This window comes from Pseudidiomarina xizangensis (assembly GCF_052541995.1).
In genome coordinates this window covers 1324020-1333580 of record NZ_JBOBQA010000001.1, presented here as the reverse complement: position 1 = coordinate 1333580, position 9561 = coordinate 1324020, and the positions used below count along the sequence as shown (strand labels likewise).

At 49.3% G+C, this 9561-nt stretch carries 12 protein-coding genes; 1 reads left to right on the top strand and 11 read right to left on the bottom strand.

Features of this window, described 5'->3' with window-relative positions; translation table 11 throughout:
- Positions 1–2 precede the first annotated feature (2 nt).
- Positions 3–1361, top strand: coding sequence for a metalloprotease PmbA (pmbA, locus tag ACQ5ES_RS06475; protein WP_445015115.1), 1359 nt, complete (start codon positions 3–5; stop codon positions 1359–1361).
- Between the two features lie 14 nt (positions 1362–1375).
- Here the strand turns inward: pmbA and mgtE are convergent, their stop codons facing one another.
- The 11 genes from mgtE to ACQ5ES_RS06420 form a co-directional block, all read right to left on the bottom strand.
- Positions 1376–2737, bottom strand: a complete 1362-nt coding sequence (gene mgtE / locus ACQ5ES_RS06470) for a magnesium transporter (protein WP_445015114.1) — start codon at positions 2735–2737, stop codon at positions 1376–1378.
- A 63-nt stretch (positions 2738–2800) separates the two neighbouring features.
- Positions 2801–3079 (bottom strand): HPr family phosphocarrier protein, encoded by a 279-nt coding sequence (locus ACQ5ES_RS06465; protein ID WP_445015113.1) that lies wholly within the window; start codon positions 3077–3079, stop codon positions 2801–2803.
- Positions 3076–3927 carry an RNase adapter RapZ gene (rapZ, locus tag ACQ5ES_RS06460; RefSeq protein ID WP_445015414.1) on the bottom strand — a complete coding sequence of 284 codons (852 nt, stop codon included), beginning with the start codon at positions 3925–3927 and terminating at the stop codon, positions 3076–3078. The genes ACQ5ES_RS06465 and rapZ overlap by 4 nt, the downstream gene beginning before the upstream one ends.
- Before the next feature lie 3 nt (positions 3928–3930).
- Positions 3931–4389, bottom strand: a complete 459-nt coding sequence (gene ptsN, locus ACQ5ES_RS06455; protein WP_445015112.1) for a PTS IIA-like nitrogen regulatory protein PtsN — start codon at positions 4387–4389, stop codon at positions 3931–3933.
- Between the two features lie 3 nt (positions 4390–4392).
- Positions 4393–4680: a ribosome hibernation promoting factor gene (gene hpf / locus ACQ5ES_RS06450; protein WP_445015111.1), complete on the bottom strand. Its 288-nt coding sequence runs from the start codon at positions 4678–4680 to the stop codon at positions 4393–4395.
- Between the two features lie 26 nt (positions 4681–4706).
- Positions 4707–6095 (bottom strand): RNA polymerase factor sigma-54, encoded by a 1389-nt coding sequence (locus ACQ5ES_RS06445; protein ID WP_445015110.1) that lies wholly within the window; start codon positions 6093–6095, stop codon positions 4707–4709.
- A gap of 30 nt (positions 6096–6125) precedes the next feature.
- Entirely contained in the window at positions 6126–6851 is a 726-nt protein-coding gene (lptB, locus tag ACQ5ES_RS06440; RefSeq protein WP_445015109.1) for an LPS export ABC transporter ATP-binding protein, read from the bottom strand.
- Entirely contained in the window at positions 6832–7386 is a 555-nt protein-coding gene (gene lptA / locus ACQ5ES_RS06435; protein WP_445015108.1) for a lipopolysaccharide transport periplasmic protein LptA, read from the bottom strand. Before lptA ends, lptB begins: the two co-directional genes overlap by 20 nt.
- A complete protein-coding gene (lptC, locus tag ACQ5ES_RS06430) occupies positions 7355–7918 on the bottom strand; it encodes an LPS export ABC transporter periplasmic protein LptC (protein ID WP_445015107.1) in 564 nt (187 codons plus the stop codon). The genes lptA and lptC overlap by 32 nt, the downstream gene beginning before the upstream one ends.
- Positions 7915–8475 carry a 3-deoxy-manno-octulosonate-8-phosphatase KdsC gene (kdsC, locus tag ACQ5ES_RS06425; RefSeq protein WP_445015106.1) on the bottom strand — a complete coding sequence of 187 codons (561 nt, stop codon included), beginning with the start codon at positions 8473–8475 and terminating at the stop codon, positions 7915–7917. The genes lptC and kdsC overlap by 4 nt, the downstream gene beginning before the upstream one ends.
- Positions 8475–9455, bottom strand: a complete 981-nt coding sequence (locus ACQ5ES_RS06420; protein WP_445015105.1) for a KpsF/GutQ family sugar-phosphate isomerase — start codon at positions 9453–9455, stop codon at positions 8475–8477. Before ACQ5ES_RS06420 ends, kdsC begins: the two co-directional genes overlap by 1 nt.
- Positions 9456–9561 lie beyond the last annotated feature (106 nt).

Sequence of the window (9561 nt, the reverse complement as noted above, 5' to 3'; positions counted from 1 at the left end):
CAATGGAGTTTACTTTGAAACCAGATCTAAATGAATTACAGGCCGAACTTGTTGACGTAAAACAGGCTGTTGCGGAGGCCTTAGAGTATGGCAGAACCCTAGGCTCAACAGCGATGGAGTGTTCGCTGTCGCGCAGTCGCGGGATCAGTGTGGAAACTCGCTTAGGTGAAGTGGAAACGGTGGAATTCAATCAAGATGGTGCGTTAGGCATCACTCTTTATCAGGGTCAGCAAAAAGGCTCAGCGTCAACCACCGACTTATCGCCACAGGCGATTCGTGCCAGTGTTGAGAAAGCTTTTGATATTGCGCGGTTTACTTCTCCAGACCCACATGCAGGGCTTGCTCCGGAAGCTTTAATGGCTTACGACAACCCTGACCTGGATCTTTGCCATCCAGGTGATCAGTCCGCTGATTATGCGCTCGAACAAGCGCTGCAGTGTGAACGCCATGCGTTAGCGCTGGATAAACGAATTGTGAATTCTGATGGCGCAAGTTATAGCAGCCACGTTGGCTATCGGGTATACGGCAATAGTCATGGTTTTCTCGATGGCTACTTGCAGTCGCGGCACGCGATAAGTTGCGCGTTGATTGCTCAACATGGCGATGCCATGCAGCGCGACTATGCCTACACAGTTGCTCGGGCAACGGGTGACCTGGATAGTCCGAAGCACGTTGCGGAGCAGGCAGTTCATGAAACAGTGGCGCGTCTGGAAGGACGAAAAATTGATACCGCAAAGGTACCCGTTATCTTTCGTGCGGATGTGGCAAATAGCCTGTTTGGTCATTTCGTCGGTGCTATTAGTGGTGGCAACCTCTACCGCAAGTCGAGTTTCCTGCTCGACCAATTGGGAAAATCAGTGTTACCGGATTGGTTGACCATTAAAGAAACGCCACACTTGCAAGGTGCACTGGCGAGTTCGCCATTCGATCATGAAGGGATTGCCACCCAAGATCGGGTTATCGTCGATCAGGGTGTGCTGCAAAGCTACTTGTTAACCAGTTACGCGGCACGGAAAATGCAAATGACGCCAACTGGGCATGCGGGAGGCATTCATACCTGGCAAGTGACCCAGCAACAGCAGAGTTTGGCGGACCTTTGTAAAACCATGGGTACAGGTTTGTTGGTAACTGAACTGATGGGACAAGGGGTAAATCTGGTCAACGGCGATTACTCACGCGGTGCCGCAGGTTTTTGGGTAGAAAATGGCGAGATTCAATATCCGGTCGAAGAGATTACCATTGCCGGTAATTTACGCGACATGTTGCGCAACATCGTGGCCATCGGTAACGATACCGATTTGCGTCATGGCGTACGCACCGGTTCAGTATTACTGGAAAGTATGCGCGTCGCCGGAAACTAGATTACTCAACTTACTTAGCTTAACAGCAAGGTCGCAGTGCCAAGGAAGGCAAAAATACCGACCACGTCAGTTACCGTGGTAAGGATAACGCCACCTGCCAACGCTGGGTCGATATTGTACTTTTTCAGAATCAGCGGTACGGTCACCCCGGCTAAACCAGCCGCGAGTAGGTTGGCCATCATCGCAAAAGCGATAATCCCGCCAATCAACAGATCTTGCTTCCAGACCGCCACCACTACGGCGATAAGCAGTGCCCAAATGACACCGTTGAGGGCTCCGATGGCAAGTTCTTTGCCGATCAGCCAGCGTTGGTTGCTGGCGCCAATATGACCTAATGCCATGCCGCGAATAACGAGAGTGAGCGTTTGCGACCCAGCGATCCCGCCCATGCTGGGTACGATCGTGTTTAAGATGGCTAAGATCGCCATTTGCGCCAAAATATCTTCAAATAATGAGCTGACGGCGGCAGCGAGTACCGCTGTAGCAAGGTTTACCGCGAGCCATACGGAACGGCGGCGGGTACTTTTCAAAACTGGGGCGAAGGTGTCTTCGTCATCATCAAGACCGGCCATGCTGAGCATTGAGTGTTGCGCATCTTCACGGATAATATCGACCACGTCATCGATGGTGATACGACCAAGTAGGCGATTCTCGTTATCGACCACAGGTGCCGAAATCCAGTCCTGGCGTTCGAACAGCTTGGCGACCTCAGTTTCGTCCATATCGACCGGTATACCTTGCACATCTGATTCCATGACATCGATAACCAGTTTAGCCGGGTCGACAGTGACTAAACGGGAAATTGAAATCTCACCGATGAACTGATCTTCACGACTAACGACGTAGAGTTTATCCGTGGCCTCTGGCAGCTCACCTTTTAAACGTAGGTAACGTAACACCACGTCTATAGTTACGTCGGGGCGCAAGGTAATGGTGTCGGTGTTCATGATCGAACCGGCGGTTTCGTCCTCATAGGACAAAGCTTTTTCCGCTCGGTGTCGATCCTGTTCGTCCATCGACTTCAGAACTTCTTGGTAAACCTGCTCAGGAAGGCCTCTAAGGACGTAAGCCAGGTCATCGGTATCCATGCCTTCAGTGGCTGCCGCCAGCTTCTCTGGAGCCATTTGACGGATAACGGATTTCTGCACTTCTTCAGAAAGTTCTTCGAGGATGTCACCGTGCTCGTCAGCATCGACCAGCTGCCAGATAATGGCCCGTGCTTTGGGTGGTGAGGATTCGAGTAGAAGTGCAACATCCCACGCCGGCAAGTTATGCAACTGCCGACGAGCTTGCACGTACATGCCACGCGCAAGTGCTTCGGTCACGTCTTGTAGCCGTTGTTCGGCAAATTCTTTTTCAGCGACTTCTGGAAGCATAATGAAAACTCCTATGAATATGAGGAGTTTATCGCATTAAACGGATTTCGTCATGCGTCTTTGCTAGGCATCTTCGTCAAAACGGGCTTCAATAAGTGTCGCTACGGCGTCTACAGCTGATTGCGCTTCACTGCCACGTGCGACCACTTCAATTTCTTTGCCTTGCCCGCTAGCAAGCAAGAGTAAGCACATGACGCTAGAAGCATCGACTTCTTTACCATCTTGCACAATGGCAACTTTAGCATCGAACTGTTGGGTAAGTTTTACCAGCTTGGTTGCAGCTCGCGCGTGTAAGCCTAACTTGTTCTTGATGATGACAGATTTGCGGGCTTCCTGGCTCATTTGCGACGAAACCCTTCACGGTGGCGAACTTGCACTTTAAACTCATAATCCTGAAAGCGTTCCGCCAGTTGGTCGGCGATGTAAACCGAGCGGTGTTGACCGCCGGTGCAGCCAATCCCGATGGTGAGGTAACTACGATTACTACGTTGAAAATAGGGTAGCCAGGTTGCCAGGAATGTCTCTAACTGATGAATAAACTTGGTGACCAAGGGTTGCTGGGCAAAGAAGTGCTGTACCGCAGTGTCCGAACCTGTCAGTGGTTTTAACTCCGGCTCCCAATGCGGATTCGGCAAGATTCGCGCATCAAACGCATAATCTAAATCTGGTGGTAACCCGTATTTGTAGCCAAAGGACTGAAATACTACGATTAACCTAGATGCGGCGCGGCCCAGTACGCGCTCGCTAACCTGTTCACTTAACTGATGTACACTAAGCTCGCTGCTTTCAATGCGCCAAGTGGCGCGTTCCGCGAGCGGTTCTAGCAGCTTAGATTCTACCTGTAACGCTTCGCTAAGCGGCATTTCATTGCGCGACAAAGGATGCAGTCGGCGCGTCTCGCCAAAGCGCTGCAACAGCACTTTATCGTTCGAGTCGAGGTACAAAATCTCGGGCTTGATGTTGTCAGGTAAGAAATCGAGGGCATCACTCAGATCATCGTGGGAGTCAGGAAGGTTACGCACATCAACACTGACCGCTACGGTGGCATATCGATCCTGAATGGCATGCACCAGGGTAGGCAACAACATGATGGGTAAGTTATCGACACAGTAGTAGCCGAGATCCTCGAGCACCCGCAGTGCAATAGTTTTTCCTGATCCGGAACGGCCGCTAACGATGATGAGTTGCATCACTTACCCACATTTGTTTTCGGTGAAAAGATCGAACAACTCCTGATCGTCATGAGCTTCACGCAATGCACGTGTACAGCTCTTATCATTAAGACGTTGTGCTACTGCAGCTAGAGTTTGCAAATGCTGTTCGTGTTCTTCTTCAGGCACCAGCAGGGCAAAAACAATGTCGACGGGTTGATTGTCGATGGCATCGAAATCAATCGGTTCGGCCAGAGTCATCAATATAGCTACAGGTTTGTTGGCGCTGCTTAATCGGCCATGCGGAATAGCGACACCTAGCCCAATACCAGTGCTGCCAAGCCGCTCGCGATTGAGTAGGCTTTCAAACACATCGAAACTTGTAGTTCCAGATAAACGTGGCGCAGCGAGCTGACCAATGAGTTCGAGAACTTTCTTTTTACTTGAGCCCGAGACTGCACGACGTGTGCAGTCTGGGCTTAACAGTGAGGATAAATCCATGATTTAGTGACGTTTCATCTTTTCTTTGTGTTTAATCACTTGACGGTCGAGTTTATTGATCAAACCATCGATCGCCGCGTACATATCTTCGTGCTCGGATTCGGCAAAAATTTCGCCACCACTTACATGCAACGTAGCTTCCGCTTTTTGGGTTAACTTTTCAACATTTAAAATCACATGGACATTACTTATGTGGTCAAAATGACGCTCGAGCTTGGCAAACTTGGTATTGACATAATCTCTTAGCGCGTTAGTAATTTCGGTATGATGACCAGTCAGATTAATTTGCATAACTTCTTCCTTCTTTTGTCCAAGTTTTAAATAAGACGCTTGCGTTGGCTCGAAGGCGGTATTTGTAGCGCCTCTCGATATTTAGCAATCGTCCGTCTAGCAACCTGAATACCCTGTTCCGACATGAGGTTAGTGAGTTTACTGTCGCTCAATGGCTTTTTGGGATTTTCGGCGGCAACTAACTTTTTCAGCAACGCGCGGATCGCGGTAGATGAGCAATCTTCTCCACGGTCGGTGCTGAGCTGACTTGAGAAAAAATATTTCAGTTCGAAAACACCGCGTGGCGTATGCATGTATTTGTGGGATGTTACTCGAGAAACGGTGGATTCGTGCATCTCGATGGCTGCAGCGATATCGGCCAGTACCATCGGCTTCATCGCTTCTTCGCCAAGCTCAAAAAATGCTTGCTGACGTTGCACGATCGAGGTCGCGACTTTCAGCAGAGTTTCATTGCGGCTTTCAATGCTGCGAATGAACCATTTTGCTTCTTGTAAATGTTGGCGAATGTAGCTCATATCGTCGCTTGGTCTGGCATCCTGTATAAGTGCAGCGTAACTACTATTTACTTTAAGTCTAGGCAAACTTTGTGGATTTAGCTCAACTATCCAGCGACTATTTTGCTGTCGCACCACCACATCAGGGATAACATAGGCTTCATCACTCTGCTCAAAGCGTTCTCCCGGGTGCGGTTGCAGTTGCTGGATAATCATTAAGACCTCAGTCAATTGCGATTCGTTCAGTTTTAGGTGGCGAGAGAGTGACCGATAATCGCGTTGGCCGAGCAGTTCGACGTATTCAGCAACCGCGCGCTTGGCCTCGGCTAAAAAAGCGGTGTCTTCGGGAAGTTGCTGTAGTTGTAGTAGTAAGCATTCACTAACGTCACGAGCGCCCACGCCGAACGGGTCGAAGTGCTGAATGCGCTTTAACACCACAGCAACTTCATCTTCTTCGATGGGTTCATCGAATTGCGCAGCGAGTGCCTGGGCCAGTTCGCTGATAGAGGTGGTCAAATACCCTGCAGGATTGATGGCATCGATAACAGCCAGGCCAATTTCTTCGTCAATGAGAGAAAAGTGAGAAAGCTGGAGCTGCCAACGCAGATGGTCATGCAGTGTCTCATGGCCGCAACCAAAGGTCATGGCGTCGTAGTCAGCATCGTTTTGACCCACTACACCCATTAACTCAGCGGTGTAGTTTTGATCCCACTCTTCTACATCTGCGGTGTTAATCTCGTCGCCATGCTCGCGCAATGGGTCGTCGATTTCTTCTTGCTCGAGCAGAGGATTCTGCTCGAGCGCTTGCTGAACTTCTTGTTGCAGCTCAAAACTTGAAAGTTGAAGCAAACGGATAGCATGCTGCAACTGCGGTGTCATCGACAGTTGCTGGCTAAATTTGAGTTGCAAGCCTTGCTTCATAGGTAACCACCGAAAGTTGCGGTTGTGCGCTTACAGGGTGAACTGCTCGCCGAGGTAAACGTCTTTCACCTGTTGGTTACTTAGAATAGTATGGGCGTCGCCCGCTGCAATCAACTCCCCATGACTAACAATATATGCATGCTCACAAACCGAGAGGGTTTCGCGTACATTGTGATCGGTAATCAAAACCCCAATGCCTCGGTTACGCAGGTGTTCGATGATTTTTTTAATATCGATTACAGAAATAGGATCAACACCGGCAAAGGGCTCGTCTAGCAAAATGAACGCCGGTTCGGCAGCCAAAGCGCGGGCAATTTCTACGCGTCGCCGCTCGCCACCAGACAAACTCATACCAAGACTGTTGGCGATATGGCCGATGTGAAACTCTTCAAGCAGACTATCGACTTTCTCTTCTCGAGCGTTGGCATCCAGCTCTTTCCGTGTCTCCAGAATGGCCATGATATTGTCACGGACGGTAAGTTTGCGGAAAATCGAAGACTCCTGGGGCAAATAGCCGATACCTCTACGAGCACGTTCATGCATGGGCAACAACGAAATATCTTCGTCATCTAGTAAGATGCGCCCTTTGTCGTGCCCAGCTAAGCCAACGATCATGTAAAACGTGGTGGTTTTCCCCGCACCGTTAGGGCCAAGTAAGCCAATAACTTTACCGGACTCAACCGTGAGGCTTACGTCTTTTACGACCTGACGTTTTTTGTATGACTTAGCGAGGTGTTCAGCGATTAATTGGCTCATCGTTATTCTTTTTGTTGGGCTTAAAAATAGTGGTGACACGGTCACTTTTGTCATCGCCACGGCTGGCTCGTATCTGCTGCGTGCCGAAATTATAAACGATTTCGTTACCTTGAATTTCGCTGTTGGCTTGGGTGACTTTAACCTCACCTAACAAGGTAAGCAGTTGGGCTGTTTCATCGTAACGAATGATTTGTGCTTGTGCCTGAATCAGGCCGCCGTCTTCTAATTCTTGCTGATAAGTTGCTGGTGAACCTTCGGCGGTAAAGGTTCGCACGCCGTTTTCACCTTGTTGCGCTACTTCTAAATGATCTGCGGTGATTTTCAGCGTGCCTTGGGTAATCACTGCATTATCTTCAAATATTGCAATTTTATTCTGGATATCAAACCACTCGCGCTCTGAGTCAATGATGATATCTTGCTTGAAGTCGACTTTTCCTTGTGCGGCAGCCAGCGGGCTCCACACTATTACGCTTAGTAACAACAGGCTGTTACCGACCAGTTGTTTAAGGATTGTGCGTGAAAATAGTTTGTACATGCTCATTCAATTCCAATGTTTCGGCGCGAAGGTCAGCGAACATGCCGTTACCGCGCACTAAGAAATTCTTGCCGTAAATAGTTACGGGCTGATCCGTCACCATGGTTTCTGCCAACGTATCAATAGTTAAATAACTCGTTTCAACGCGCTCAAGATAATCGTCAGACGACAAATAGGTCATTACAATACCACGCTCGAGTACAAGTGTTTTATCATCGTAAAACGAACCTTGCTCGGCCACTACCTGCCATGTTTCTTGTTTGCCGTCAGTACGAACCTGGTACACGGGTTGATCTAGTTCAGTTAATCCAATTGGACTGTAATGCGTCATTTTGGTTGCATTAATTCGGTGTTCGAGCTGCCCTGAGCTATTGTACACGCGAGTGGCTAAGCCTTCAGCAATAAAGTCCGGAGGGATTTCACGAAATTGCGGATCGGTCGCTGTCGTTTCGTCCGTTTCAAATGGACGCCAGATTAACAGCGCACCGAGCAGAAAAATAATCGCTAATATCCAACTAAGCTGCCGGTTCATAAGCTGACGCCGCCTTGCAATTGCAATTGCCCCTGGCTTAGTAAAATGAGGTCGCTAAGTTCCCGCACTGCACCAAAGCCTCCGCGCATACTAGTGACGTAATCTGCCTGCTGTTGCACCCAAGGGTGGGCATCTTGCGGTGCAACTCCAAGGCCGGAGTGCTGCAACATGACAACATCGGGTATGTCATCACCAATACTGGCAATTTGTGAGTTTTCCAGCTGGTACTTTTCGGCGAGCTGATGATAAATCGCTAGTTTTTCTGTACTGCCCTGAAAGATATCTCTCACACCTAAGGCATGCATACGTTGTTCGACAATCTTTGATTGCCGTCCGGTGACAACCGCGACGGCAATACCGTTATTGAGCAGGGCTTTCACACCGAGGCCGTCGCGAGTGTGAAAAGCTTTTAGCTCTTCACCGGAATTGCCTAAATAAATGCGGCCATCAGAAAACACCCCGTCGACGTCGCAGATAACCAACTTAATGGCCTTCATACGGGCAAATAAAGCTTCGTTGATATCACCGTACCAGGTACTGACGGTCGCTAATGCCATTACATGACTCCCGCTTTTAACAGATCGTGCATGTTAAGTGCGCCAAGTGGGTTGCCTTGCTCATTGACGACAAACAGGCCGTTGATCTTGCGGTCTTCCATCAGTTTTAAACCTTCTGCGGCGAGCACGTCAGCGTGAATGGTAATTGGGTTTTTGGTCATTACCTGGGCAATACTGGCTTGATGCACATCAATTCGTTGATCGAGAACGCGTCTTAGGTCACCATCGGTAAGAAGTCCGACTAATTTGCCATCGGCATCGGTGACCCCTGTCATACCCAGTCCTTTACGCGACATTTCTAACAACGCTTCGCTTAAACTTGCCGATTCCGCCACCAGCGGCATACGCTCAGCGCTATGCATCACATCGTGAATGTGAAGTAACAGGCGTCGACCAAGACTGCCACCTGGATGCGACATTGCGAAATCATCGGCGGTAAAACCGCGTGCATGTAGCAGGGCAACGGCAAGAGCGTCACCCATGGCGAGGGTTGCAGTCGTTGATGAGGTCGGTGCTAAGCCAAGCGGACAGGCTTCTTGCTTAACCGCGATACAAATATGGACATCGGCAAGATCGGCCAACGTCGAATGCGGGTTGCCGGTCATACTGATAAGATGCGCGCCACGACGTTTAATCAGCGGTGCGATACTCAACACCTCGGCAGTTTCACCTGAATTAGATAGTGCTAAGACGACATCGTCTGCGGTGATCATTCCCAAATCGCCATGGCTCGCTTCGCCAGGGTGAACGAAAAATGCTGGCGTACCAGTGGAGGCAAGTGTGGCCGCTATTTTGCCGCCGATGTGGCCTGACTTACCCATCCCGATGACGATGACGCGACCTTTGCAGGCGAGTAAGTACTCACAGGCTTGATTGAAGTTGGCATCAAGAAAGCGTTTCAAATCGCTCACCGCTTGCGCTTCAATATCAAGTACACTTGCGGCTAAAGAGATAAAAGAGTCGGTTTTGGCAGCAGTCATAGCAAACCTTTAATAGCCGAAAAATATGAATGAGTGCAATCATAACCGATCGATTCTGCAAATGCAGACGTAAAATGCTGGACAACTCATGATTTGTCACAAATTT